The organism is Nocardiopsis synnemataformans, assembly GCF_965343085.1.
Taxonomy (GTDB): Bacteria; Actinomycetota; Actinomycetes; order Streptosporangiales; family Streptosporangiaceae; genus Nocardiopsis; species Nocardiopsis alborubida.
Map to the genome: position 1 here is coordinate 12926 of NZ_CBDRFA010000015.1, position 24432 is coordinate 37357.

At 73.3% G+C, this 24432-nt stretch carries 22 protein-coding genes; 11 read left to right on the forward strand and 11 right to left on the reverse strand.

Annotation, left to right across the window (positions count from 1 at the left end; all coding sequences use genetic code 11):
- The first annotated feature begins 38 nt into the window (after window positions 1-38).
- Entirely contained in the window at window positions 39-851 is an 813-nt protein-coding gene (locus ACSIH6_RS11040; RefSeq protein ID WP_435108155.1) for an inositol monophosphatase family protein, read from the forward strand.
- A 116-nt stretch (window positions 852-967) separates the two neighbouring features.
- Here the strand turns inward: ACSIH6_RS11040 and ACSIH6_RS11045 are convergent, their stop codons facing one another.
- On the reverse strand, window positions 968-1132 hold the full coding sequence (locus tag ACSIH6_RS11045; RefSeq protein WP_435108156.1) for a hypothetical protein: 165 nt from the start codon (window positions 1130-1132) through the stop codon (window positions 968-970).
- A gap of 722 nt (window positions 1133-1854) precedes the next feature.
- Here ACSIH6_RS11045 and ACSIH6_RS11050 point away from each other — a divergent pair.
- From ACSIH6_RS11050 to ACSIH6_RS11060, 3 genes are all read left to right on the forward strand, one after another.
- The gene (locus ACSIH6_RS11050) at window positions 1855-2508 is read left to right on the forward strand and encodes a response regulator transcription factor (protein WP_435108157.1); all 654 of its coding nucleotides are present in this window, start codon (window positions 1855-1857) and stop codon (window positions 2506-2508) included.
- Window positions 2505-3755: a sensor histidine kinase gene (locus ACSIH6_RS11055; RefSeq protein ID WP_150252620.1), complete on the forward strand. Its 1251-nt coding sequence runs from the start codon at window positions 2505-2507 to the stop codon at window positions 3753-3755. The genes ACSIH6_RS11050 and ACSIH6_RS11055 overlap by 4 nt, the downstream gene beginning before the upstream one ends.
- 459 nt (window positions 3756-4214) lie before the next feature.
- Window positions 4215-4511 (forward strand): DUF4193 domain-containing protein, encoded by a 297-nt coding sequence (locus ACSIH6_RS11060; RefSeq protein ID WP_013153901.1) that lies wholly within the window; start codon window positions 4215-4217, stop codon window positions 4509-4511.
- A 189-nt stretch (window positions 4512-4700) separates the two neighbouring features.
- Here ACSIH6_RS11060 and ACSIH6_RS11065 read toward each other — a convergent pair whose 3' ends face one another.
- A complete protein-coding gene (locus ACSIH6_RS11065) occupies window positions 4701-4979 on the reverse strand; it encodes a DUF4235 domain-containing protein (RefSeq protein ID WP_061082613.1) in 279 nt (92 codons plus the stop codon).
- 205 nt (window positions 4980-5184) lie between these two features.
- Between ACSIH6_RS11065 and valS the strand changes: the two genes are divergently transcribed.
- The 4 genes from valS (at window position 5185) to ACSIH6_RS11085 (ending at window position 10322) form a co-directional block, all read left to right on the forward strand.
- A complete protein-coding gene (gene valS, locus ACSIH6_RS11070; protein WP_435108158.1) occupies window positions 5185-7761 on the forward strand; it encodes a valine--tRNA ligase in 2577 nt (858 codons plus the stop codon).
- Between the two features lie 336 nt (window positions 7762-8097).
- Window positions 8098-8574, forward strand: coding sequence for a dUTP diphosphatase (dut, locus tag ACSIH6_RS11075; RefSeq protein ID WP_061082615.1), 477 nt, complete (start codon window positions 8098-8100; stop codon window positions 8572-8574).
- Window positions 8575-8630: 56 nt separating this feature from the next.
- Window positions 8631-9503: a DUF3710 domain-containing protein gene (locus tag ACSIH6_RS11080; protein ID WP_435108159.1), complete on the forward strand. Its 873-nt coding sequence runs from the start codon at window positions 8631-8633 to the stop codon at window positions 9501-9503.
- A gap of 78 nt (window positions 9504-9581) precedes the next feature.
- The gene (locus ACSIH6_RS11085; RefSeq protein WP_435108160.1) at window positions 9582-10322 is read left to right on the forward strand and encodes a PIG-L deacetylase family protein; all 741 of its coding nucleotides are present in this window, start codon (window positions 9582-9584) and stop codon (window positions 10320-10322) included.
- Window positions 10323-10365: 43 nt separating this feature from the next.
- On the opposite strand, the gene ACSIH6_RS11090 is transcribed toward ACSIH6_RS11085, so the two are convergent.
- The gene (locus ACSIH6_RS11090) at window positions 10366-11469 is read right to left on the reverse strand and encodes a serpin family protein (RefSeq protein ID WP_435108161.1); all 1104 of its coding nucleotides are present in this window, start codon (window positions 11467-11469) and stop codon (window positions 10366-10368) included.
- A gap of 273 nt (window positions 11470-11742) precedes the next feature.
- On the opposite strand from ACSIH6_RS11090, the gene ACSIH6_RS11095 reads away from it, so the two are divergent.
- Entirely contained in the window at window positions 11743-12582 is an 840-nt protein-coding gene (locus ACSIH6_RS11095; RefSeq protein ID WP_435108162.1) for a DUF3159 domain-containing protein, read from the forward strand.
- A gap of 124 nt (window positions 12583-12706) precedes the next feature.
- On the opposite strand, the gene ACSIH6_RS11100 is transcribed toward ACSIH6_RS11095, so the two are convergent.
- Both ACSIH6_RS11100 and ACSIH6_RS11105 read right to left on the reverse strand, forming a co-directional pair.
- Window positions 12707-13393, reverse strand: coding sequence for a potassium channel family protein (locus ACSIH6_RS11100; RefSeq protein ID WP_435108163.1), 687 nt, complete (start codon window positions 13391-13393; stop codon window positions 12707-12709).
- Window positions 13386-14054, reverse strand: coding sequence for a potassium channel family protein (locus tag ACSIH6_RS11105; RefSeq protein WP_435108229.1), 669 nt, complete (start codon window positions 14052-14054; stop codon window positions 13386-13388). The genes ACSIH6_RS11100 and ACSIH6_RS11105 overlap by 8 nt, the downstream gene beginning before the upstream one ends.
- A gap of 218 nt (window positions 14055-14272) precedes the next feature.
- Between ACSIH6_RS11105 and ACSIH6_RS11110 the strand changes: the two genes are divergently transcribed.
- Window positions 14273-15559: a class I SAM-dependent RNA methyltransferase gene (locus ACSIH6_RS11110; RefSeq protein ID WP_435108164.1), complete on the forward strand. Its 1287-nt coding sequence runs from the start codon at window positions 14273-14275 to the stop codon at window positions 15557-15559.
- Between the two features lie 63 nt (window positions 15560-15622).
- Here ACSIH6_RS11110 and ACSIH6_RS11115 read toward each other — a convergent pair whose 3' ends face one another.
- The 6 genes from ACSIH6_RS11115 to ACSIH6_RS11140 all read right to left on the reverse strand — a co-directional run bounded on the left by ACSIH6_RS11115 (window position 15623) and on the right by ACSIH6_RS11140 (window position 23286).
- Complete coding sequence (locus ACSIH6_RS11115; RefSeq protein ID WP_435108165.1) at window positions 15623-16570, reverse strand: EamA family transporter; 948 nt, start codon at window positions 16568-16570, stop codon at window positions 15623-15625.
- A gap of 360 nt (window positions 16571-16930) precedes the next feature.
- Window positions 16931-19294: a M64 family metallopeptidase gene (locus ACSIH6_RS11120; RefSeq protein WP_435108166.1), complete on the reverse strand. Its 2364-nt coding sequence runs from the start codon at window positions 19292-19294 to the stop codon at window positions 16931-16933.
- Window positions 19295-19398: 104 nt separating this feature from the next.
- Window positions 19399-21015, reverse strand: coding sequence for a hypothetical protein (locus tag ACSIH6_RS11125; RefSeq protein WP_435108167.1), 1617 nt, complete (start codon window positions 21013-21015; stop codon window positions 19399-19401).
- Window positions 21012-21905, reverse strand: coding sequence for an ABC transporter ATP-binding protein (locus tag ACSIH6_RS11130; RefSeq protein WP_435108168.1), 894 nt, complete (start codon window positions 21903-21905; stop codon window positions 21012-21014). Before ACSIH6_RS11130 ends, ACSIH6_RS11125 begins: the two co-directional genes overlap by 4 nt.
- A complete protein-coding gene (locus ACSIH6_RS11135) occupies window positions 21902-22702 on the reverse strand; it encodes a zf-HC2 domain-containing protein (protein ID WP_435108169.1) in 801 nt (266 codons plus the stop codon). The genes ACSIH6_RS11130 and ACSIH6_RS11135 overlap by 4 nt, the downstream gene beginning before the upstream one ends.
- Window positions 22699-23286 carry an RNA polymerase sigma factor gene (locus ACSIH6_RS11140; protein ID WP_017564300.1) on the reverse strand — a complete coding sequence of 196 codons (588 nt, stop codon included), beginning with the start codon at window positions 23284-23286 and terminating at the stop codon, window positions 22699-22701. Before ACSIH6_RS11140 ends, ACSIH6_RS11135 begins: the two co-directional genes overlap by 4 nt.
- A 145-nt stretch (window positions 23287-23431) precedes the next feature.
- Between ACSIH6_RS11140 and ACSIH6_RS11145 the strand changes: the two genes are divergently transcribed.
- A complete protein-coding gene (locus ACSIH6_RS11145) occupies window positions 23432-24367 on the forward strand; it encodes an LLM class F420-dependent oxidoreductase (RefSeq protein ID WP_435108170.1) in 936 nt (311 codons plus the stop codon).
- Window positions 24368-24432: the final 65 nt, after the last annotated feature.

Genomic DNA, 24432 nt, shown 5'->3' on the forward strand with positions numbered 1-24432 from the left:
CACCCCGGCGCGCGACACCACGCCACGGAGGACAGCCAGTGAGTACCACCCACGCCGCATCCGACCGCGAGAGCCTGCGCGACCTCGCCGTGAGTGTGGCCGCGGAGGCGGGGGAACTCGCCGCCAAGGGGCAGGCGGGCATCACCGTGCTCGACACCAAGTCCAGCCCCACCGACGTCGTCACCGAGATGGACCGGGCCACCGAGGAGCTCATCCGGGCCCGCCTGCTCGCCGCGCGCCCCGACGACGCGTTCCTGGGCGAGGAGGGCGGCGGCGAGGGCGGCACCAGCGGGGTGCGCTGGGTCGTCGACCCCATCGACGGCACCGTCAACTACCTGTACGGCCGGTCCGACTGGGCCGTGTCCGTCGCCGCGGAGGTCGACGGCGTGGTGGTGGCCGCCGCAGTGAACGTCCCCCGGCTCGGTGAGGCCTACGAGGCGGTGCTCGGCGGCGGCGCACGCCTGAACGGCCGCGTCCTGGAGGCCCCGACCGCCGTGCCGCTGGAGCAGGCCCTGGTGGCCACCGGCTTCGGGTACTTCCCCGAGCGCCGCGTCCAGCAGGCCAGGGTCCTGCTGGAGGTGATCCCGCACATCCGCGACATCCGCCGTGGCGGGTCGGCCGCGGTGGACCTGACCGGGCTCGCCGTCGGCCGCTGCAACGCCTACTACGAGCGCGGCCTCCACCCCTGGGACTGGTGCGCACCCGGCCTGGTGGCGAGCGAGGCGGGCCTGCGGTTGGGAGGACCGCGCTCGGGGCCGCCCAGCAACGACCTGGTCATCGCGGCCCGCCCGGAGCTCTACGGCGCATTGGAGGCCCTCCTGGCCCCGCTGGGCGCCGACACCGACGGCTGACGGGGACCGACGCCCCGCAACAGCTGCGGGGACCGACGCCCCCGGAACACACGAGGGGCGCGGCGGGCCGTGTGCCCACCGCGCCCCTCAGCGTTTCTCAGCGCTTCTCGTGCTTCTCAGGCGCAGGTGTCGACGCCGTTGCGAGCCGCGATGCGGTACAGGTCCTCAAGCTCCGACGCATGCGTGTCGGCGAGGAAGTCGTCTCCGGCGGCCTGAGCAGCCTGGAACGACTGGTAGGTCTCGTTGATGCGGACCTTGATCTCCGCGAGGAACTCGCCCATTGCACCTCTTCCAGGGGTAAGCGCCGGGGCACGGCGGTGCTCCGGCGCGGAATCCGTTCGCGCACGCCATGGCGTCCGCACGGTCGAAGTGTCACGTCCCTGTGACATGCGTGCACGTCGCGGTCCGGCCCGGGGCCGGTGTCCACGCGCGCATCTTCCTTCTGTACCCCCGCGGCGCCTCGACCCAAACCACCGAACCCCGGCGTGATCCTTCCGTGATCCGCCCCGCGGCCGCCCCCGCCTCAAGGTGACCGGCCCCCGCCGTCCTGGGCGGGGGAGCGCCCCGGAAACCGCGGGGAGCGTCCCGGGAGCCGCCGTGCCGGGGCGTGCGCCGGGTCGTCCGGTGCGGATTACACCACGTGTCGGACAAGGGTGTCCCATGACACATTTTCCCGGGAGGGCTGGTGCTTACTTGTTTCTTATTCTTGATGTGTCAGATTTGAGATGTGCGGGGTTAAGTCGCTGCCGGCGGTTGGGGGATTCGCCGGCAGCGGCTCCCCGTGCTCAGGGGAGCGTGAAGCTCCCGGCCCAGCGCCCGCGTTCACGCGGGGCGAGGAGAGCGGGCGGTTCGCGAAACCGCCCCGACGGGTTTACCGTCTCCTTACCCCGACTGTGAAAGAACGGATGACGCGGCCGGGACCAAGAACGCCGCTGCCGGTGTGTTGGGGGATGCGCCGGCAGCGGCCCCCTTTCTTTGCGGACCAACGCTCGAGAAGGACAACGTGCGCGTACTCGTGGTCGAAGACGAACGGGTCCTGGCCGACACAGTGGCGGTGGGACTGCGGCGCGAGGCGATGGCCGTGGACGTGGTCTACGACGGCGACAGCGCCCTGGAGTACACCGCGGTCAACGACTACGACGTCGTCGTGCTGGACCGGGACCTGCCGGGAACCCACGGCGACGACGTGGCCCGCACCCTGGTCCAGGAGAGCTACAACGGCCGCATCCTGATGCTCACCGCCTCCGACGGCGTCCAGGACAAGGTCGAGGGCCTCACCATCGGCGCCGACGACTACCTGGCCAAGCCCTTCGCCTTCGCCGAGCTCATCGCCCGGGTCCACGCCCTCGGCCGCCGCTCGGCGCCCCCGCTGCCCCCGGTCCTGGAGCGCCACGGCATCACGCTCGACCCGGCCAACCACCGCGTCCACCGCGACGGCCGCGAGGTCACCCTCACACCCAAGGAGTTCGCCGTCCTCCAGGTGCTCATGCGCGCCCAGGGGACCGTGGTCAGCGCCGAGGGGCTGCTGGAGAAGGCCTGGGACGAGAACGCCGACCCCTTCACCAACGTCGTCCGCGTCACCGTCATGACCCTGCGCAAGAAGCTCGGCGACCCGCCCGTCATCCAGACCGTCCCCGGCGCCGGGTACCGGCTGTGAGACCGGCGGAGCGGACCGAACCGGGACAGGTCGAGCCCACCCGCCCCGGCGACACCGGTACGTGGCGGCGCCTGAACACCCTGACGCCCGAGGGCGCGGGGACCGAGCGCTCCGCGGCCGCCGCCCGGGTCCACCACTTCACCGACAACCTCAGCCTGCGCGCGCGGCTCACCCTCATCTACGGGATGCTGTTCTTCGCCGCGGGCTCCGTGCTGGTCCTGGTCAACTACCTGATCGTCGCGGTCCTGCTCAACGCGCTCCTGGTCGAGCAGACCTTCGCGGAGCTGCGGGCGCACAGGGACCTCATCGAGCAGGTGCTCACCCACGTCACCCGGTTCTCGCTGCTCGCGCTGTTCCTGGTGGGCCTGCTCGCGGTCGCCCTGGGCTACGCCGTGGCCGGAAGGGCGCTGTCCCCGCTCCAGAAGATCACCCGCATCGCCCGCCGCCTGTCGGAGCGCTCCCTGCACGAGCGCATCGCCCTGTCCGGGCCCGACGACGAGATCCGCGAGCTCGCCGACACCTTCGACGGCATGCTGGAGCGCCTGGACCGCGCCTTCGACGGCCAGCGGCGCTTCGTCGCCAACGCCTCGCACGAGCTGCGTACGCCGCTGGCGATCAACCGCACCCTGCTGGAGGTGGCGCTCAGCGCCCCCGACGTCTCGGCCGACCTCAAGAGCGTCGGACAGACCCTGCTGGAGACCAACGCCCGCCACGAACGCCTCATCGAGGGCCTGCTCCTGCTCGCCAAGAGCGACCGCGAGCTGGAGGTCCGCGCCAAGGTCGACCTGGGCGAGGTGGCCGGGACGGTGCTCAGCCAGAGCAGCGGACCGGTGGCCGACTCCGGCCTGAGCCTGCGCCAGGACCTGCGCCCCGCCACGGTGGTCGGCGACCCCGTCCTGCTGGAGCGGCTCGTGGGCAACCTGGTGGAGAACGCCCTCAAGTACAACGTCGAGGAGGGCGAGATCACCGTGCGCAGCGGGATGTACGAGGGCATGCCCGCCGTCCAGGTGGAGAACTCCGGCAAGGTCATCCCCGCCTACGAGATCGAGGGCCTGTTCGAGCCGTTCCGCCGCGGCTCCGGCGACCGGGTGGGCTCGGGCCGCAGCGCGGGGCTGGGCCTGTCCATCGTCCGGTCCGTGGTGCGCGCGCACGAGGGCGCGGTGACCGCGTGGCCGCGCGCAGGGGGAGGGCTGGTCGTCACCGTCCGCTTCCCCCCGGCTCCGGGAGAGGGCGCGGAGCGGCGCTGAACCCGCTCACCGGGCCAAGCTGCGTTTGGCCGGTCTTCGTGGTATCTATACGTGTCCGATGACACGCTGACCCGTGTCACGGGCGCCGACCCCGGGTGGGTATGCTTCCCCGGGCGTGGACACGGAGGGAATCCCTCCTGACGTGGGCATGTCCTGCTTTTCGTCCGCCCTTGGGGGAGTGTTCCGCGCTTTGTCCGGAGTGGGCGAAAACGGATTTCCCAGGTCTACGAGGCACCCGACGTTGGGTAGTACACAGAGGGCGACCCCGGCGCAGCCACACGTGGCCGCCTTCGGTCACGAGGCAGTGAAAGTACTGCTGACCTGTGGACAGTGGCCCGGGAGGGGACACGGTCCGCCGACATCGGGAAAACTCATCGGCCGAACCGGGCACAACCAAGGTCTCTCAAGCGTTACACCCGCGCGACGAGGCACTGAACGAGGGGGATGGAGTTAGCAGAGATGGCCACCGACTACGACAGCCCGCGCAAGACTGACGAGGACATCAACGAGGACAGCCTCCAGGAGTTGCAGGCGCGGCGTGTGGACAAGGGCACCGGCACGATCGACGTCGACCCCGACGAGGTCGCCGAGGGCATGGAACTGCCCGGTGCCGACCTGTCGGGCGAGGAACTCGCGGTGCGCGTGCTCCCGCGCCAGGCCGACGAGTTCACCTGCTCGCGCTGCTTCCTGGTGCACCACCGCAGCCAACTCGCCGAGCAGCGCGCCGGTCAGCTGGTCTGCAAGGAGTGCGCCTGATCGGACGGGACGGCCCCTGAACCGTCCCGTCCCGAGCGACTCTCGTTCGCACGGTCGGACCCCACCGCCGTCCGACGGGAGCGCGTGAGGCCTTGCGGGCTCCCGCGGGGGAGCGCGGTGGAACACGACGGCGGACGGCCGACCACACCCCGGTGCGGTCGGCCGCCCGCCGTCGTCGCCTCTGCGGCGTCAGACGTCCAGCTCGCCGGGGCCCGCACCGAACATCCTGGCGCGGGCGGCGCGCACGGCCAGCACCCGGGCCACCTCGGTGCCGACACCGGCCACCACGGCCCAGCTCAGCGCCGTGCCGAGGCTGATGTCGGGGGAGTCCACGTCCGTGGGCGGCTCCTCGCCGGTCACGCGGGTCCAGGCAAAGTTCAGGGCCTGGCGCATGACGTACTGCGCGGCGAACCCGGCCGCGAAGCCCACGAGGGCGGGGCCGAAGTCACCGCCGTCCTTCTTAGCCATCGAATCCTTCACCGTTTTCCGTTGGGGTGTACGGAGGATGCGCGGCCGGCGCACACCCTCCCGTGCGTACGGGGAGATCCTTTCACGTCCCTCAGCGGGAGTCAGGGGCGAACCCCGCGCCAGCGTGCCGGAGGGCCGCCGAACCCCCGCTGTGACGGCCCGAAACCCGGAGCGACCACGGCCCGGAGAGCACTACCATTGCCCCATGACCAACGGCTCTCATTCCTTCCGCATGCCCGACAAGCCCTCGCTGGACGGTATCGAGGCGAAGTGGGTCGACGTATGGGATGAGTCCGGCGTCTACCACTTCGACCGCACGGCCGACCGCGCGGACGTCTACTCCATCGACACCCCGCCGCCCACGGTGTCGGGCTCGCTGCACATCGGCCACGTGTTCTCCTACACGCACACCGACACCGTCGCGCGCTTCCAGCGCATGAACGGCAAGGCCGTCTTCTACCCCATGGGCTGGGACGACAACGGCCTGCCCACCGAGCGGCGTGTCCAGAACTACTACGGCGTGCGCTGCGACCCGTCGATCCCCTACGACCCGGACTTCCAGCCGCCCGCCAAGCCCGACCCCAAGCGGCAGGTCCCCGTCTCGCGGCGCAACTTCATCGAGCTGTGCGACCGGCTCACCGCCGAGGACGAGAAGGTCTTCGAGTCCATCTGGCGCCGCCTCGGGCTGAGCGTCGACTGGCGCCACACCTACGCCACCATCGACGACAACTCCCGAGCCGCCGCCCAGCGCGCCTTCCTGCGCAACCTGGCCCGCGGCGAGGCCTACATGTCCGAGGCCCCCACCCTGTGGGACGTCACGTTCCGCACCGCGGTCGCCCAGGCCGAGCTGGAGGACCGCGAGCGCCCCAGCGCCTACCACAAGGTCGCCTTCCACAAGCCCGACGGCGCCCCGGTCCACATCGAGACCACCCGCCCCGAGCTGCTGGCCGCCTGCGTCGCCCTGGTCGCCCACCCCGACGACGAGCGCTACCAGGACCTGTTCGGCACCACCGTGCGCACCCCGGTCTTCGGCGTCGAGGTCCCCGTGCGGGCCCACCGCCTGGCCGACCCCGAGAAGGGGTCCGGCATCGCCATGATCTGCACCTTCGGCGACACCACCGACGTCACCTGGTGGCGCGAGCTCCAGCTGGAGACCCGGCCCATCATCGGCTGGGACGGCCGCGTCATGGCCGACCCGCCCAAGGGGCTGGAGAGCGGCGCGGCCCGCGAGGCCTACGACACGCTCGTGGGCGCCACCGTCCACACCGCGCGCGAGCGCACCGTCGCCCTGCTGCGCGAGAGCGGCGACCTGGTCGGCGAGCCCGCGCCCATCACCCACCCGGTGAAGTTCTACGAGAAGGGCGACAAGCCCCTGGAGATCGTCACCACCCGCCAGTGGTACATCCGCAACGGCGGGCGGGACGAGGACCTGCGCCAGCAGCTCCTGCGGCGCGGACGCGAGCTCACCTGGCACCCCGAGCACATGCGCGCCCGCTACGAGAACTGGGTCGAGGGCCTCAACGGCGACTGGCTGATCAGCCGCCAGCGCTTCTTCGGCGTGCCCTTCCCGGTCTGGTATCCGCTGGATGCCGACGGCAACCCGCGCTACGACGAGCCCATCGTCCCCGCCGAGGACCAGCTGCCCGTCGACCCCAGTTCGCAGGCGCCCGAGGGCTACACCGAGGACCAGCGCGGGCGGGCGGACGGGTTCATGGGCGACCCCGACGTCATGGACACCTGGGCGACCTCCTCGCTGTCCCCGCAGATCGCCTCCGGCTGGGAGCGCGACCCGGACCTGTACCGGCGCGTGTTCCCCATGGACTACCGGCCCCAGGGCCAGGACATCATCCGCACCTGGCTGTTCTCCACCGTGGTCCGGGCCCACTTCGAGAGCGGCACCCTGCCCTGGAGCACCACCGGCATCTCCGGCTGGATCCTGGACCCCGACCGCAAGAAGATGTCCAAGTCCAAGGGCAACGTCGTCACCCCGCTGGCGCTGCTGGAGAAGTACAGCTCCGACGCGGTCCGGTACTGGGCCGCCAGCGGCCGCCTGGGCACCGACACCGCCATGGACGAGGGTCAGATGAAGGTCGGCCGCAGGCTGTCCATCAAGATCCTCAACGCCAGCAAGTTCGTCATGTCCGTGGCCGGTGAGGGCGCCGCCGCCGACCCCGCGCAGGTTACCCAGCCGCTGGACCGGGCGATGCTGGCCGCACTGGCCGACGTCGTGGAGGACGCCACCGCCGCCTTCCGCGCCTACGACCACACCCGGGCCCTGGAGCGCACCGAGCGCTTCTTCTGGGACTTCTGCGACGACTACCTGGAGCTGGTCAAGGCCCGCGCCTACGACACCGAATCCGCCGAGGGCGCCTCCGCCCGCGCCGCGCTGCTGGTCGCCCTGGGCGCCCTGCACAGGCTCTTCGCCCCCTTCGTGCCCTTCGTGGCCGAGGAGGTCTGGAGCTGGTGGCAGGAGGGCTCGGTCCACGCCCAGCGCTGGCCCGACACCGCGGAGTACCGCGCCGCCGCGGCCGACGGCGACCCCGCCGTCCTGGCCGCCACCGCCGAGGTGCTGCGCGCCGTGCGCAAGGCCAAGTCCGAGGCCAAGCTGTCCATGCGGGCCGAGGTCGAGCACGTCAGCGTCTCGGGCAAGCGGGTCGACGCCGCCCGCGCCGCCAGCGGCGACATCGCCGCCGCGGGCCGCGCCGCCGGGATCGACTTCCGCACCACCGACGACGCCGAGCTCACCGTCGAGGTGACCCTGCCCGAGGCCCCCGTGGAGTAGGGCCTGTTCGATCGGAGTCTGCTCAGCCCTCGGGGGGTCGGTTCGGGCGCCCGCGGGGTTCTGGAGGGGCCGGCGGCGGGTTCGCGAGGAACGAGCCAATCCGCCGTAGGCGCCGAAGGTTCCCGCTCCTTGGGCGTCCGAACACAGGAAGGGCTGCGCGTAGCGTCCGTTGAGGGTGGTGGCGGGCGACGGGTGGGAGAAGCGGAGCGGAGCCCCAAAGAAGCACAGACAGAGCGGGGGCGGCCGCCGGAGGGAATCCGGCAGGGCCGCCCCCGTTCGTCTACCGGCGGTGCTGGACACCGGTTCATCGCCCGGAGAGCGATAGGCTCGGCCGATGTGAGTACCACATCCCTGGAAGGCGGACGGATCCCTGTCACGGTCCACCGCCTGGACCCCGGCCTCCCCCTGCCCGAGTACGCCCATCCCGGTGACGCGGGCGCGGACCTGTACACCGCCGTCGACGTCACCCTGGACCCCGGGCAGCGGGCCACGGTCCCCACCGGCCTGGCGATCGCCCTGCCCGACGGGTACGCGGCCTTCGTGCACCCGCGCTCGGGCCTCGCGGCGCGCTGTGGGGTCACCCTCGTCAACGCGCCGGGCACGGTCGACGCCGGGTACCGCGGCGAGATCAGGGTGACCCTGATCAACACCGACAGGGACACCCCGGTGAAGCTGACCCGGGGCGACCGGATCGCGCAGCTGGTGGTCCAGCGCGTGGAACGGGCGGTGTTCGTCGAGGCCGACTCCCTCCCGGAGTCGGTGCGGGGAACGGGTGGTTTCGGTTCGACCGGGGGGCACGCCGCACAGCGGTGACGGCGCCCCGAATCCCCGGAGTCATCCGGGACCGACGGAAGCGAAGAGGTGAAGGCGTGTTCGGACGCCGCCGCAAGAAGCGGGACGAAGAGACCGAGAGAACGGGGACGGAGGCCGCGCCCAGGCGTGAGGGCGCCGCCGGAGCGGTCTCCTTCGACAACGAGATCGAGCCGGAGCGCTCCCGGGAGCAGCAGCCCAAGGACGCGGACCGCCACCGCTCCTCCGGGCCGTGGGACTCCACCGAGGACGCCCCCGAGGCCAACCGGATGGACCTGGGCAGCATGCGGCTGCCCATGGAACAGGGCACCGAGATCCAGGTGAACGTCGCCCAGGACACCCAGGGCAAGCAGAAGATCATCGGCGTCACCCTGGTACGCGGCAAGAGCGCCCTACAGGTGCAGCCCTTCGCCGCGCCCAAGTCCTCGGGGCTGTGGGACGAGATGCGCGAGGAGCTGCGCGAGCAGGTCGTCAAGCAGGGCGGCAAGGCCGAGGAGCACGACGGCACCTTCGGCCCCGAGCTCAAGGCCCTCGTCCCGGTCAAGGGCCGCACGACCGAGGACGGCAAGCAGCTCGCCCAGCGGGTGCGCTTCATCGGCGTGGACGGGCCGCGCTGGGTGCTGCGCGGCGTGATCCGCGGCGAGGGCGCCTCCAAGCCCGAGGTGATGGCCGAGGTCGAGCACCTCTTCTCCAACATCGTGGTGGTGCGCGGAGACCACCCGGTGCCGCCCAGCGAGCTGCTGCCCATCACCGTGCCCAAGCAGATCCAGGAGAAGATGGCCGAGGCCGCCAAGACGCGCGCCGCCCAGCAGGCGGCCCAGCGCGGCAACGCGGGCCGCTCTCCCAACGGCGCCGCGCCCGGTGCGCGGCCCGGAGGGGCCGGCGGCCAGCCGGGTCAGTCCGGCGGCGCCGGGGGCGCTCCGGGGGAGTAGGACCCCCGGCGGGAACAGGGCCCCGCATCGCCGGGGAGGCGCCGGGCAGGGCGCGCCGTCTTCCGTAGTCTGTGGCACATGACGCAGACGACGGAGAACAGCGCGCCCCGGCCGCTCCCCGAGGACTGGAACCGAGCCCTGGCGGTGGTGGCCCACCCCGACGACCTGGAGTTCGGCAGCTCCTCCGCGATCGCCCGCTGGACCGGCCAGGGCAAGGACGTGGCGGAACTGCTGGTCACCCGGGGCGAGGCGGGCATCGACACCATCGGCCCCGAGGAGTGCGCCCCGCTGCGCATGGCCGAGCAGCGCGCCTCGGCGGCGGCCGTCGGCGTGGCCGCCGTGGAGTTCCTCGACTTCCCCGACGGCACCCTGGAGTACGGGATCCCGCTGCGCGCCGCGCTGGCCGGGGCGATCCGTCGCCACCGCCCCGACGTGATCGTCTCCATCAACTTCCGCGACCACTTCGCGGGCTCGGGCGCCTTCAACCACGCCGACCACCGGGTGCTCGGCCCGGCCCTGCTGGACGCGGTCCGCGACGCCGCCAACCGGTGGGTGTTCCGCGAGCAGCTGGAGGAGGGCCTCCAACCGTGGTCGGGCGTGCGCCTCGTGGCCTTCGGCGCCTCGCCCCTGGCCGCCCACTACGTCGAGCTGAGCGAGGCCGACCTGGCCGCGGGCGTGGCGTCGCTGGACGCCCACGCCCTCTACCTGTCCAACCTGGAGGGGTTCGACCAGAAGTCCTTCCTGCCCCAGGCCGCCGCCCGGGCGGGGGAGTGGGCGGGGGTCCCCCTCGCCACCGCCTTCGAGGTGTTCGAGGTCTGAGGCGCCGCCCGCGAGCGCGGGCGGCGGTGCGGTCCCGGCGGGGTCAGGAGGCGGGGCCCGGGTCCACGGGGTCGGTGACGCGGCCCAGGAACAGGACCGCCCCGCCGCGGCGCAGCACGAACACGAACGGCCGGTCCACGGTGAACATCACCGGTTTCGGCGTCACCGCGGCCGCCCGGAGCATCATCACGGCGGTCGCGGCGGCGCCCTCGGCGCCCTTCTCGTCCACCCGCAGCACCGACTGGTGCAGGATCTCGTCGGCCCGCAGCGGCTCCGGGCTGATCCCGTCGAAGCGGGCCGCGTCCGTGGCCAGGTCGCGCACGCCCAGCGCCGCCAGCGGTTCGAGGAGGGAGGTGTCGGTCTCCACCCGGAACCGCGGCAGGGCCAGGTCCACCTGCTGGGAGGAGCGGCCGCCGTACAGGTCCGCGAGCGCGTCGGCCGTCACCGGCGCGGGGGTGGCGGAGCGCTCGTCGGGCAGCAGCACGTCCAGGGTCAGGCCGTGGTCGCCCTCCAGGCTCACCATGCTCCACCCCTGGGCCCGTGCGTGGGGCAGGCGGGCCGAGCGGTGCATGGTGGGCACCTTCCGCTTCCCCGACGGGGTGTGGAAGGGCTTGTCCAGGGTCCGGGCCGGGTCGAAGGGGTCGGGCCAGGCCAGCTTCACCCACAGCGCGTTGACCAGCAGCAGCCGCACGCCCGGGTGGATGCTGCCCGCCGGGAGCAGCTCCTCGATCAGGCCGCGGGTCACCTCCGCCACCCTGGCGTTGACCCGTGAGCGCACCCCCTCGGAGTCGTGCTCGAAGTCGGCGTGCTCCACCTCGGCTCCGGCGCGCTCGCGCACCCGGGCCGTGAAACCCGGCAGGACCTCCAGGTCGGCGGGCACGTACAGGCCGTTGAGGCTGGCCAGGTCGAGTCCGGGCTCGGCGGCCACAGCCGCGTCCAGCTCCTCCAGCTGGCCCCGCACGTCCGCGCCCAGCAGCGCCTCCAGTTCGGTCAGGGTGCGCTCCCGGGCGCCGGTGGCCAGCAGCGCCAGCACCGTGCCCACCGAGTGGGGGGACCACACGTGCGACTCTCCGGGCCGGGTCAGCACCCGGTCCAGGGCGGCGGCGAACTCCAGGTGGTCCCGGCGCGGGGACGTGCTCGTCTGCATGGGCTCCTGCTCGCTCTCGGCTCCGGCGTCTGGTCGCCAGCGTACGGAAGGCGCTCCCCGGCCGCCAGGGTGCGCCGCCGGGTGAGAAGCCGCACGCGACAAGCCCGGACCCAAGGGGACAAAGGCGGGCGGAGCGCATCCGCGCGACCACCGCGCGTACCCCGCGACCGGTCGCACGTCACATAGGCTTGGGCCATCATGGCGTGCGGAACCGCGTTGGACGCCCCGCGCGGCGACGACCGAACACCGACCACCGATCCGACCGGGAGCAGGATGACTGAGCACCAGCGGGCCGCCGAGGGGGCCGCCCCGGCCGCCGGGGCGGACGACAGGGCCGAGGCGCCCGCGGCGGCCACCCCGGCCTCCGGGGACGCCCCCGCCCCGGAGCGGGACAACGGCGAGGGCGCCACGGCGGTGGACCGCCCGGCGGTCACCGAGGACACGGTCGAGGCGCTCGTGCGCTCACAGCTGTCCAAGGCACTGGGCGGCAAGCGCGGCATGGTCGAGGCGGCGGTGCCCACCCTGACCTTCACCGTCTCCTACATCGTGAGCTCGGAACTGCGGCTGTCGATCGTCCTGGGCGTGGTCGCGGCCCTGATCCTGGGCGCGGTCCGGCTCGTGCAGCGCTCCTCGGTGCAGTACGTGCTCACCAGCCTGTTCGGCATCGGCATCGCCGCGGTCTTCGCCATGCGCAGCGGCAACGCCGCCGACGCCTTCCTGCCGGGCATCATCTACAACGCCGTCTACGCCGTGGTGCTGAGCCTGTCGGTGCTGGTGCGCTGGCCCGCGATCGGGCTGATGATCGGCCCGTTCATCGGCGACAAGGAGGACTTCACCTCCTGGCGCGCCAACCCGGCCGTGGTCACCCTGGCCTCACGCCTGACCTGGCTGCTGGTCCTGCCCTGCGTGATCCGCGTGCTCGTGCAGTACCCGCTGTGGATGGCCGACACCTACGGCTGGGCCGACACCTTCGCCCTCCTGGGCTTCTCCAAGGTCGCCATGGGATGGCCGCTCCAGGTCGCGGGGTTCGCGGCCATGGTCTGGGTGCTGGCCCGGGGCCGCACCCCGCTGGAGGAGCGGGAGCGCTCGGCCCGGAGCGAGACGGGCGACTAACGGTCCGGCCGGAAGCGTCGCCGGTGTGATGCGTGAGGTTGTGACCTGCGATGATCTTGTACTTGTAGCCGATGTCGGCGTTCGAACCCCGCCATAAGTACAAGAAGCGTCACGGCGAACGGAGCTAGTCGGCGTCGTCCGCCGAGCCCAGCAGGGACTCCAGGGTGCCCAGGACCTCGGGTTCGGCCAGGAACACCACGGTGTCGCCCACCGACAGGGTCCGGTCGGGGTCCGGCGGGCGCACCCCGCCGGGGCCCACCACCGCCACCAGCGCCACGCCCTCGGGCAGCGACTCCGCCAGCGCCCCCTCCGGCCCGCCCGCGAACGGGCTCTTGGCGTGCAGCACCGACTCGGCGATCTCGGCGCCCGGCAGCGGCGGCAGGGAGTCCTCCCCGTCCGGGTCCTCCTCGGGGACCCCCTCGACCAGGTCGGCGATCAGCCGCGGCGGGGAGACCGCCAGGTCCACGCCCCAGGACTCGGTGAACAGCCACTCGTTGTCGGGGTCGTTGATACGGGCGATCACCCGGCCCACCCCGAACTCGGTCTTGGCCAGCAGGGACACCACCAGGTTGACCTTGTCGTCGCTGCTGGCCGCGACGACCACGTCGAAGCCCTCCAGGCGCGCGTCCTCCAGCGTGGCCAGCTCGCAGGCGTCGGCCAGCAGCCACTCCACCTGGGGCAGGTCGTCCACGCCGATGGCGCGGGTGTCCCGGTCGATCAGCAGCACGTCGTGGCCGCTGCCCGCCAGCTCCGTGGCGATGGAGCGTCCCACGCTCCCGGCTCCCGCGATGGCGATCCGCATCTCACCCACGCCCCGTCTCGTCGTCCAGCCGCAGCCCGTCCAGGTCGCGGCCGCGGGCGACCACGTGCAGGACGTCGCCCTCCTCCAGGAGGTCACCGGACCCGGCCAGGAGGATCCGGCCCGCACGTGTCAGGTAGACCACCCGCACCGGCGCCCGCTCCTCCAGGTCGGCGACGCGGTGCCCGGCCCACCCCCGCGGCAGGTTCAGCTCGTTCATGGCCAGGGTCCCGGACGCGTCCTGCCACTCCGGTCCGGCGGTGAGCCGCCCGTCGCCCGGCACCATCCGGCGCAGGACCGCGTCGGCCGTCCAGCGCACCGTCGCCACTGTGGGGATGCCCAGCCGCTGGTAGACCTCGGCCCGGCGGGGGTCGTAGATCCGCGCGACCACGTTGTCGACGCCGAACGCCTCGCGGGCCACCCGCGCCGAGATGATGTTGGAGTTGTCCCCGTTGCTGACCGCGGCGAAGGCCCCCGCGCGGTCGATCCCGGCGGCGAGCAGGACCTCCCGGTCGTGGCCCGAACCTCGGACCGCGTGCTTGGCCACGGAGCCGCGCAGACGCCGGAACGCCTCGGGGTCCTGGTCGATCACCGCCACCGTGTGCCCCAGGTCCACCAGGGTGTGCGCGAGGGTGGACCCCACCCGACCGCACCCCATGATCACGATGTGCACCTCGCCCGCACTCCCGTCGAGATAGCCGCCGCGCACGCCGTGGTTCCGCGTGCGCACAGTGACACCTTGGCACAGATGCGGCCGACACGCTCGGCCGCCCCGGCCGTCCACAGGCCAGCCCGGGGGGTGGGTTCCGACAGGTAGATTGGGAACGGTTGGTGGCTGTGCGCGCAGGGTCACCCGTCACGTGACCCGACCATCTCTTGAGGACGACCGCCATGAACCGTGTGGGACAGGATTTCGAGCTGACCGTGGACGACGTCGCGCACGGGGGCTGGTGCGTGGGGCGCCACGACGACCAGGTGGTCTTCGTCCGCCACGCCCTGCCCGGCGAGCGGGTCCGCGTCCGCGTCACCGAGCAGACCTCCCGCTTCCTGCGCGGCGACGCCGTCGAGGTCCTCCAGGCCTCCCCGGACCGCGTCCAGGCCCCCTGTCCGGCCGCCGGGCCGGGCAAGTGCGGAGGCTGCGACTGGCAGCACGCCGCCCCGGAGGCACAGCGGGCCCTCAAGGGCAAGGTCGTCGCCGACCAGCTGCGGCGCATCGCCGGAATCGACCGCGAGGTCGCCGTGGAGGAGCTGCCCGGCACCCCCGACGGCCTGGGCTGGCGCACCCGCGTGCGCTTCGCCGTGGACTCCGACGGCCACGCCGGACTGCGCCGCCACCGCTCCCACGACATCGAGCCCGTCGAGCGCTGCCTCATCGCCCACCCCGGCGTGACCGAGCTCGGTGTGACCGACGTCAAGTGGGAGGGCGTCCGCGACGTGGAGGCGGTCGCCTCGGCCGCCTGCGCCGACCGCGCCGTCGTCGTCACACCGACCGGGGCCAAGCTGGACGCCCTGCCCGAGCTGGGCACCTCCAGCGCGGTGCTGCGCCGGTTCAAGGGCGGCCGCGTCCAGCAGGTGCGCGGGCGCAGGGGCGTGCGCGAGAACGCGAACGGCCGCGAGTACCGCGTCAGCGCGGGCGGCTTCTGGCAGGTGCACCCGGCGGCCGCCGAGGTGCTCACCGCCGCCGTGCTGGACGCCCTGGAGCCCAAGCCCGGTGAGACCGCCCTGGACCTGTACTGCGGGGCGGGGCTGTTCACCGGCGCGCTGGCCGCCGCGGTGGGTCCCGAGGGCCGCGCCATGGGCGTGGAGAGCGGCGCCGAGGCCGTGCGCGACGCCCGGTACAACCTCAAGGACATGGAGCAGGTCCGCGTCGAGCAGGGCGACGTCGCCGCCCAGCTGCGCGAGTGGGCGGACGTGCACGCCGACGTGGTCGTGCTGGACCCGCCCAGGGCCGGTGCGGGCGCCGAGGTGGTGCGCTCCCTGACCGGGACGCGCCCCCGCAGGGTGGCCTACGTCTCGTGCGACCCCGCCACGCTCGCCCGCGACCTGGCCGCGTTCGAGCGGGCCGAGTACCGCCTGGTGGACCTTCGCGCCTTCGACGCCTTCCCGATGACCCACCACGTGGAGTGCCTGGCGGTGCTGGAGCCGATCCGCCCGGCCCGCCGCCACCAGGAGCGCTGACCGCGGCCTCCGCGACCCGGCGGGGCCGTACGGCCTCCGCCGAGCCGCCCCGCACCGATGGCGCTACCCGCGCCTGGGGCGCCTGGCGGGTGCCCGCAGGACCGCCAGGCCCAGGGCGAGCACGGCCAGCCCCGCCCACGACACGGCGGGCAGGCGCTCACCGACCACCATCACGCCCAGCAGCGCGGCCACGGCGGGTTCGGCCAGGGTCAGGGTGGTGGCCACCGAGGCGGGGGTGTTGCGCAGTCCCTGTCCGAACAGCCGGTAGGCCAGGAACACGGTGAACACCGCCAGGTGCAGGGCCACCAGGGCGCCCTCGACCGTGGCCAGCCAGGCCGTCCCGGTGGCCAGGACCACGGGCAGCACGGCGATCCCGCCGCCGGCGAACATCGTGCCCATCACGGCGTTCGAGGAGTGGCCGCGCTGGATCAGCCGCTCGGCGATGAGCGCGTAGGCGGAGTAGGACAGTCCGGCGAGCAGGGCCAGCAGCACCCCCGCGGGGTCGGCCGCGGACTGCGCTCCGGTCAGCTCCGAGCCCAGCACGAGCACGGCGCAGCCCAGCACCGCGGCCAGGGTCGCCGCGGTCCAGCGCGCCGTGGGCCTGGCCTGCCCGGTCAGCCAGGCCAGGAGCCCGGCGAAGACCGGGGCGCTGCCCAGGGTGATCACCGTGGCGACGGCGACGCCCGCCTGGGCCACCGCGGGGTAGAAGGCCAGCGGGTACCCGGCCACGGCCAGGGCGCCCAGGGCGAGCGACCAGCGGGTGGCCCGGTCGCCCCGGCGCACCAGGGCCAGGGAGCCGCGCCCGGTGAGGAACAGCAGCAGGCCGCCCAGGACCAGTCCGGCGGAGCCGATGGCCGCCGCCGGGGCGCTCGCCGGGGCGAAGGAGCTGGCGGTACCGGTGGTGCCCCACAGCACGGCCGCGGCCAGGATCGGCAGCGGGCCCCGGGTCAGGGCGGTGGCGGAGGGGGCGGGTGTCCGGGAGTCGGACACGGGGTGAGAACGTTCTGACACGGTGGTGGAGTCCTTCGTCGTCGCGTCTTGCGAGTGGTCGCGGAACGCGGGCGCACGACGAGGGCCGACCCGGTGGCGGTCACCGGGACGTGTCGGCCGGGCTCTTCAGGAAGAGGTGGTGGTGCGCCCGGTCAGGCGCACAGAGGGGGGAGCACGACGTGCCAGTACGGGTTCTTCATGCTTTCCATCCTACGACCGGACGTGTGCGCTGGTTGCGCGCGGGCCCCGATACGGCGGACGGACGGGGAAGCGCCGCCCCGCCCGGCTGCGTGGGAGACCCGGGCCAGCCCCGGTGGAGGGAAGACACCGCCCCCTCGCACGCGCGTGGGCGGCATCGCGCGTGTACGGGGGACCGCCGGGTCACAGGTGCGCGCACTGCCCCGCGGCCGAGCCCGTGACGTCGTTGGCGGCGCCGAAGTCGGCGATCGCCCGGCTGTTGCCGGTACAGGACAGTGAGCCCCGGACGCTGTTGCCCGCCAGGACCGGGCCGTAGCCCTCGGGGTCCCCGGTCCAGGTCGGGGACGGGACCTGGGTGTTGCCGTGCAGGACCACCGAACCCGTCAGCTCCGATCCCAGGACCATGACCTCCGAGGTGGTCCCGCTGACGCGCACCGCGCCGCGGACCTCGGTGTCCGCGAGCCGGACGGTGTGGGCGCCGTCGGCGCGCAGCCCGCCCCGCAGCGATCCGCCCTCCACGACGAGCGAGGCGCCCGCGGCCACGTCCACGCCGCCGTTCACCACGGCCCCGTCGAGACAGACCACGCCCGAGTCCACGTCCAGGCCGCCCCGGACCGTTCCGGTGACGGTCTCGGTGCACTCCGGGTCGGCCGCCGGGACGACGGTCGCGCGGAAGGAGTCGGGTGAGCCGGTGTTGCCCGCCGCGTCGATGGCGCGGTGCTCCACCGTGTGCGTCCCCCAGCCCGGTTCGTGTCCGTCGACCTCGAACACCGCCATGGACAGCCCGCCGCTGCCCAGACTGCCGTAGACGAGGTCGTCGACGTTGGTGCCGTCCGGGGTGAACCTGAACGGCGCCCCGGGGTCGTCGGGCCAGCCGTAGTAGTGGTGCCAGCCGTCACCGTCGACGCGGAACTCCCCGACGACGTGGCCCTCGCCGTCGTCGCTCGGTGAGAGCCGCATGGAGAACTCGTTGAGGTGGATGTGGTGGCCCTCGCCGCCGGCGGCGAGGGCAGCGGGCTCGGACAGCTCGCGCGGCGCGACGGGGTCGGTGTTGTCCACCTTCCAGACCAGGGTCCGGGAGTCCCCGCCCGGGGCGGACGGGTCGGTGACCGTGGCGGTCAGCGTGTGCGTGCCCGCGTCGGGGGCGACCTCGCCCAGGTCCAGGGTGCGTCCGTCGGCGGAGGTGGACACCTCCCGCCCGTCCAGGGTCCAGCCCACGTCCAGCACCCGGTCGGTGGGGCGGGAGGTCTCGGCGTAGACCACCTCGTCGCCGCCGACGGCGCTTTCGGTGTCGCGGAAGCGGGTGAACTCCACCGTGCCCGTGTCCGTGGGCAGCGGCTCCCCGACGGTCCAGGAGCGCGTCTGCGTCAGGGCGGCGGACTCGCGGACGAGCGGATCGCGGACGAAGTCGGTGGGGTCCTGCACCCGGACGCTCACCTTCGCGCCCTCGGCGAGGTCGAGCCCGGACAGGTCCAGAGCGCGTGAGCCCGCCGCTTCGGGCAGTTCCTCGCCGTCGACCGACCAGGTGTACTCCAGTTCGTGGAAGACGGGGTGCGGGCCCTCCACCCACACGGCGTCCTCGGGCCCCACCTCGCCCTCGGGGGTGGAGGAGACCGGCATCTCGCCCCGGTCGCGCAGGCCGGAGATCCGCTGGACCATCACCTCGCGGGCGACCTGGTCGAAGTAGTACCCCAGCGACTTGAGCATGGAGTGCCCGCTGGGGCGCCACACGCCCTCGGAGTAGTACAGCCCGCCCTCGTGCCCGTCGGGGTCGGCGGCGCCGATGGTTCCGCCCGCCTCGCTCTCCTCACCGAGCCAGCGCCACCACTTCTCCTGCTGGGCGAGCATCTCCTGCGACGACATCAGGGTGTGGTGGGCCGAGTCGGGTTCCCCTCCGGGGTAGCGGCCCAGGCTCGTGTCGCGGAAGTAGTACGGGTACTCGTCCTGGAGCTCTCCCAGGGAGTGTCCGAGCTCGTGCGGGCTGATCAACGCGGACAGGGCGTTGCCCGAGGAGGCGGTGGCGGTGGCGCCGCCGCGTCCCCCGTAGGTGCCGCTGTTGGCCAGCGCCAGGATCTGCCGGTTGTCCGCGCTCACTCCGGGCACCAGGTCGGCGGCGGCCTCCGCGGCCTCCTCGTCCACGGTCAGCAGCCGTTCCAGGGCCTCGGGGTCGCAGCCGTTGAAGAAGCCCATGCCCAGGGCGGTGTCGCGCTCCTGATCGTCGCGGGCGGGGTCGCAGTCCACGCCCGACTCGGCCGAGGGTGTCCGCACCGCGTACACGTTGAGGTAGTTGCGGTAGGTGCGGAAGGGCTCGATGCTCCACTGCACGTTCAGGTGTTGTTCCAGCTGCTCGCGGAAGAGCGGCATCTCCTCCTCGGTGTAGCCGTCGCCGAGGATGACCAGGTTGAAGCGTTCGGAGGGGTCACCGGTGACCTGGATCGGTACCACCTCGGCCTCGGACGGGGAGGTCTCGGCCGCCGCGGGCGCGGCGGGGGTCAGGAGCGCGGTCAGGAGGGGGAGGGCGGCGAGTGCCGCCGGGGGTCTGCGCACGGGGAGTGGCCTCGTTTCTGGTACGGCGTGCCCGGAAGCCTAGGGAGGTGGGCGGGGCCGATCCAGAGCGCGGGCCATAGGCGTTTCGATAACCCTGCCGCTGCTCATCCGCACACGGGCTGGGCCCGCCACCCCGGGGCCCCCTCGTAGGTGTGGTACTCGTGTTCGGGATACAGCCGCTCCCAGTCCCCGGGCCCGGCGGGTGCGGTGGAGGCCTCCCGCAGGGGCGTGCCCAGCAGCCGCGCCAGCTCCCGGCTGGTCGTGCGCGGGTCGGTCAGCCTCTCCCAGTCCCGTTCCAGGGCCCGGCTCACCCGCTCCTCGGGCAGGTCGGCCATGGCCAGGGAGAGCTCCAGGTCCACCGGGGAGGGCTGGTAGGCGTACAGGTTCATGGCCAGGGTGTCCAGCCTGTCGTAGCGGGACAGGCCCTCCACGCTGGCGGCCAGCCACGCCGCCAGCAGCACGCGCGCCTGGCCGGTGCCCAGGCAACCGGTCTCGTAGTGGTCGGGCAGGTCCAGGACCACCCGGGCCGCGTTGCCCACCATCTCGGTCTGCCAGTAGTGCTCCCAGCCCCCGGTGTACGCGTGGACCACCACGTCCCGGTCCCGGGGGACGTCCAGTTCCCGCTCGTAGGAGAAGCTCTCCTGCCACACCACGGGCATGCGCTCGCGCGGGACCTCGGGCAGCAGGTCCATGGCCGGTCCCAGGACGCCGTGCCAGCGCTCCACGAACGGTTCGAAGCCGGGCAGGGGACAGTAGGTGACGCCCTCCCTGGTCTGGCAGGAGGGCCCCTGCGCGCCGTGGACCCGGCTGTCGGGGATGGGGGAGTACGGCGGCTGGGTCAGGCGGCCGTGGACGACGGTGCCCACGGTGGCGGCCAGCAGCACGACGGCCGCACCCAGACAGACTGCCCGGTGGGCCCGGCGGCCCCGCGCGGCCGCGGCCAGGACGGCCAGGAGGGCCACGACCAGCACCGAGTAGACCAGGTAGACGGTGGTCACGTCCGTGACGGAGGGGGCGCTCACGTTGAAGGGATTGAGGGCGACGCGGGCCGCCCACTCCACCCGCAGCACGGCGCCCGACAGGTTGGCGTCCACCGCGGAGACGCCGTACAGCCAGTAGGCGGGCAGGGCCAGCAGGGTCACGACCAGCGGCAGGTAGGAGCGGGTCCACGCCACCAGGGCGATGGACAGCAGCGGGCCCGCGGCCGCCAGCAGGAGGGGCGCCGGGTAGGCGGACGGGCTCAGCGTGCCCAGCAGGGGAGGGGACAGCCAGCGGTCCACCCCTGCCCACAGAGCGACGAGCACCGTGCTGACCAGTGAGGACGCCGCCATCAGGGCCAGCATCCGCCCCGTCCGGCCCAGCGGGGAGACCAGGCGCGGGGAGTAGCGGGCCTCGCGCATGGCGGGGAAGGCGACCACGGCGAAGAGCACCGCGCCCACGGCCGTCGCGGCGGCGTTGGCGTTGTCGTACCAGCGCTCCAGGGTGGCCGTCCGGTCCGCCCAGTCCGGGGCCACGAGCAGGTACAGGCCCACGAAGGTGCCCGGGAGCAGGAACGGGTTGCGGGCCAGGCGGAGCGCGTTGAACCAGGTCAGGCGGACGAACGTGGCCGTGTGCCGGGCTGCGCGCGTCCGTGCGGCGCTCCGGCCCGGGGCTGCGGCCTCCTCCCCGGCGGGTGCCCCCTCCTCCGGGCCGGCGCCGACCGTGTGCCGGGTGAGGCTCACCGGTCCCCCTGTTCCACACCGGTGAGCAGCAGGTAGGCGTCCTCCAGGCTGGGCTCGACCGGCTCCAGGCCGTCCGCGGGGCCGGACGCGGCGCCACCGGCGGGGGTGAGCACCCGGTAGCGCCCGTCGGCCAGGCGCCAGGCGGTGTACTCCCGGCCGGGGTGGCCGTCGCGCTCCCACACGTGCCCGCGCGCCCGGTCCACCAGCGTGCGGGGGGTCCCGTCGAAGACCACCCGGCCCCTGTCCAGGCACACCACGCGCTGGCACAGGGCGGCCACGTCCTCGATCTGGTGGGTGGACAGCACCACGGTGCTGCGCACGGCCAGCTCCGAGACCAGGCCGCGGAACCGGATGCGCTGCTCGGGGTCCAGACCGATGGTCGGCTCGTCCAGCAACAGCACCCCGGGGTCGCCGAGCAGGGCCGAGGCCAGGCCCAGCCGCTGGCGCATACCGCCGGACAGGCGCCGGACCCGGCTGTGGCGGCGGTCGTGGAGCCCGACCCGCTCCAGGACCCGGCGCACCTCGTCGTGGCGGGCGCGGCGTCCGCCCAGTTCCTTGAGCACCGCCATGTAGTCCAGCAGGCCGAACGCGGTGAAGTACGGGTAGAACGCGGGGTTCTGCGGCAGGTAGCCCAGGTCGCGGCGGATCTCGGTGCGCTCGGCGGCCCGCGCGGGGTCGTACCCGAACACGCGCAGTTCGCCGTCGTCGGCCTCCAGGTCGGTGGCCAGGCAGCGCAGCAGGGTGGTCTTGCCCGCGCCGTTGCGCCCCAGCAGCCCGGTCACGCCCGGGCCCAGGTCCAGGTCGACCCCGGCCAGGGCGGTGCGGGTGCCGTAGCGGTGCCCCAGCCCGCGGACGCTGACGGCGGCGGCCCGTGTGCTCGTCGCGCTCACGCCGTCCTCACCCGCAGCAGGAGCGCGCCGAGCAGGGCGGCGAGCGCGGCCGCCCACCACATCTGGGCCTGGGGTGCGAGCAGGTGCAGCGGAGTGGCGTCCTCGGAGGTGGTCAGGACGCCCAGAGCGGTCAGCCACAGCAGACCCACCGCGGCGCTGGCCGCGCCCAGGTGCATCCAGCGGCTGAGCACGAGGGATCCGGCGACCAGGGTGAGCGCGGGCAGCAGCCAGAACACCGCCTTCCACGGGGTGTGCGCGTGGGGCAGCAGCAGCGCCGCCGACATGCACAGGGTCAGCGCGGGCACCAGCACCGCGCAGGTCCGCAGGAACAGCAGCCGCTGGCCCGCCAGCGGTGTGACCGAGGTCAGGGAGTGGGCCGGGTCCACCCCGCGCCCGTAGGCCAGGGCCACTCCGGCCAGGGGCACCACCGGAGCGGTGAAGGTGAACATCAGCGATCCGCGCGGCAGGTGGTGCGCGGCCAGCAGGGCGGCCGTCAGCACCACGACCGTGGCCAGTAGCCAGGCCCGGTACAGGGAGGGGGTGGCGGCCAGCAGTTTGGCGGTGCCCTCGCCCAGTCCCAGCGAGGACAGCAGGGACTCGACCGGGCCGCGCCTGGGGCGGTCCACGACGTCGCGCAGGTCCTCCCAGCTCCGGGCCAGCCAGGGCTCGTCGGCGGGCAGCAGGTCGCGGCAGGGCGCGCAGTGGGTGATGTGGGCCTCCACGGACATGGCGGTGACGTCGTCGGAGCGGTGGTGGGCGTACTCGTGTGCCTGGGCAGGGGTCAGGTGCCAGCTCATGTCAGTGCCTCCCGTAGTCGCGCCTTGGCGCGCATGACCCGTGTCTTGACGGTTCCCTCGGGGATCTGGAGGATCTGCGCGGCCTCCCGGACGGTGAGTCCGTCGAGCACGGTGGCCTGGATGGCCGAGCGCAGTTCTGGCGAGAGGGAGTGCAGGGCGGCGCCCAACGGGCCGTGCTCGATGTTGAGCAGCACGGTGTCCTCGGCGGAGGCGTCGCCGATGGTCTCGTAGGGTTCGGTGTCGCTGTCGGCTATCCAGCGGTTGGCGCGTTTGCGCAGCTGGGAGATGAGCTGGCGGATCGCGATGGTCCACAGCCAGGCCCCGGCGTCGGTGTCGCCGGGGCGGGGGGTGAAGGAGCCCGCGTTCCTCCACACGGCCAGGAAGGTCTCCTGGAGGGCGGCGTCGAGCTGGTCGGGGTCCGAGCACCGGTAGCGCAGCCGGGCCCGCAGCCAGGTGGCGTGCCTGCGGTGCAGGAACTCCAGCGCACGGGTCTCGCCCGCGGCGACGGCGGCCAGCAGCACCGGGTCGGTGCTGTCCGGGTCGTAGGAGGGCGCGCGGCGGCGCGCGCGGCGGAGCAGCTTCACAGGAGGGACTATCGCGGGAGGCGCGTGTTTCGGTTCGGCGGACGGCGGACGGCGGACGGCGGACAGCGGGGCGCGGAGGCGCCTTTTCCACGGTAACCGCGCGGCGGTTTCGGTCTGGTCCCCGGCGTGGGAGAAAATGGGGCTTATGCGTCTGAGGATCTTCCTTGAGCCCCAACAGGGGGCCACCTACGAGGACCAGCTCACCGTCGCCAGGGCCGTCGAGGACCTGGGTTTTGACGCCCTGTTCCGGTCTGACCACTATCTGCACATGGGGGATCACGTCAGCGGCCTCCCCGGGCCCACCGACGCCTGGATCACTCTCGCCGGGCTCGCCCGGGACACCTCCCGTATCCGTCTGGGCACGCTGATGACCGCGGCGACGTTCCGCTACCCCGCGCCCCTGGCGATCTCCGTCGCCCAGGTCGACCGCATGAGCGGCGGCCGGGTGGAGTTCGGCTTCGGCTCGGGCTGGTTCGAGGAGGAGCACGCGGTCTACGGGATCCCCTTCCCCGCCACCGCCCGTGAGCGCTTCGACCGCTACGAGGAGCAGCTGGACATCATCACCGGCCTGTGGTCGACCCCGGTGGGGGAGACCTTCCGCTACGAGGGCAAGCACTACCGCCTGGCGGAGGGGCCCGCGCTGCCCAAGCCGCAGCAGGGTCCGCGTCCGCCGGTGCTGATCGGCGGCACCGGACCCAGGCGCACGCCGCGCCTGGCCGCCAAGTACGCCGACGAGTACAACGTGCCCTTCAGCTCGGTCGAGGACACCTCGGCCGCCTTCGAGCGGACCCGGGCCGCCGTGCGGGCCTCGGGGCGCGGCGCTCCGATGGTCTACTCCGCAGCGCAGGTCCTGTGCGTGGGCAGGGACGAGGCGGAGGTGGCCCGGCGTGCCGAGCGGATCGGCCGCGAGGTGCCCGAGCTGCGGGAGAACGGCCTGGCGGGCACCCCGAACGAGCTGGTGGACAGGATCGGCCGCTTCGCCGAGGCGGGCGCCGAACGCATGTACCTCCAGATGCTGGACATGTCCGACCTGGACCACCTGGAGCTGGTGGCGTCGCAGGTCGCGCCGCAGCTGGACTGATCCGCGGCCCCAAACGTTCGGGCGCCCGCGGGGTTCTGGAGGTGCCGGAGGGCGGGTTCCCGTGG

Excerpts from the sequence above, each read along its gene's own strand:
- ACSIH6_RS11135 (WP_435108169.1), bottom strand. The coding sequence starts at position 22,702 with ATGAGCTGGCACCTGACCCCTGCCCAGGCACACGAGTACGCCCACCAC.
- ACSIH6_RS11085 (WP_435108160.1), top strand. The coding sequence starts at position 9,582 with ATGACGCAGACGACGGAGAACAGCGCGCCCCGGCCGCTCCCCGAGGAC.
- ACSIH6_RS11045 (WP_435108156.1), bottom strand. The coding sequence starts at position 1,132 with ATGGGCGAGTTCCTCGCGGAGATCAAGGTCCGCATCAACGAGACCTAC.
- ACSIH6_RS11060 (WP_013153901.1), top strand. The coding sequence starts at position 4,215 with ATGGCCACCGACTACGACAGCCCGCGCAAGACTGACGAGGACATCAAC.
- ACSIH6_RS11095 (WP_435108162.1), top strand. The coding sequence starts at position 11,743 with ATGACTGAGCACCAGCGGGCCGCCGAGGGGGCCGCCCCGGCCGCCGGG.
- ACSIH6_RS11065 (WP_061082613.1), bottom strand. The coding sequence starts at position 4,979 with ATGGCTAAGAAGGACGGCGGTGACTTCGGCCCCGCCCTCGTGGGCTTC.
- ACSIH6_RS11145 (WP_435108170.1), top strand. The coding sequence starts at position 23,432 with ATGCGTCTGAGGATCTTCCTTGAGCCCCAACAGGGGGCCACCTACGAG.
- valS (WP_435108158.1), top strand. The coding sequence starts at position 5,185 with ATGACCAACGGCTCTCATTCCTTCCGCATGCCCGACAAGCCCTCGCTG.
- ACSIH6_RS11110 (WP_435108164.1), top strand. The coding sequence starts at position 14,273 with ATGAACCGTGTGGGACAGGATTTCGAGCTGACCGTGGACGACGTCGCG.
- ACSIH6_RS11090 (WP_435108161.1), bottom strand. The coding sequence starts at position 11,469 with ATGCAGACGAGCACGTCCCCGCGCCGGGACCACCTGGAGTTCGCCGCC.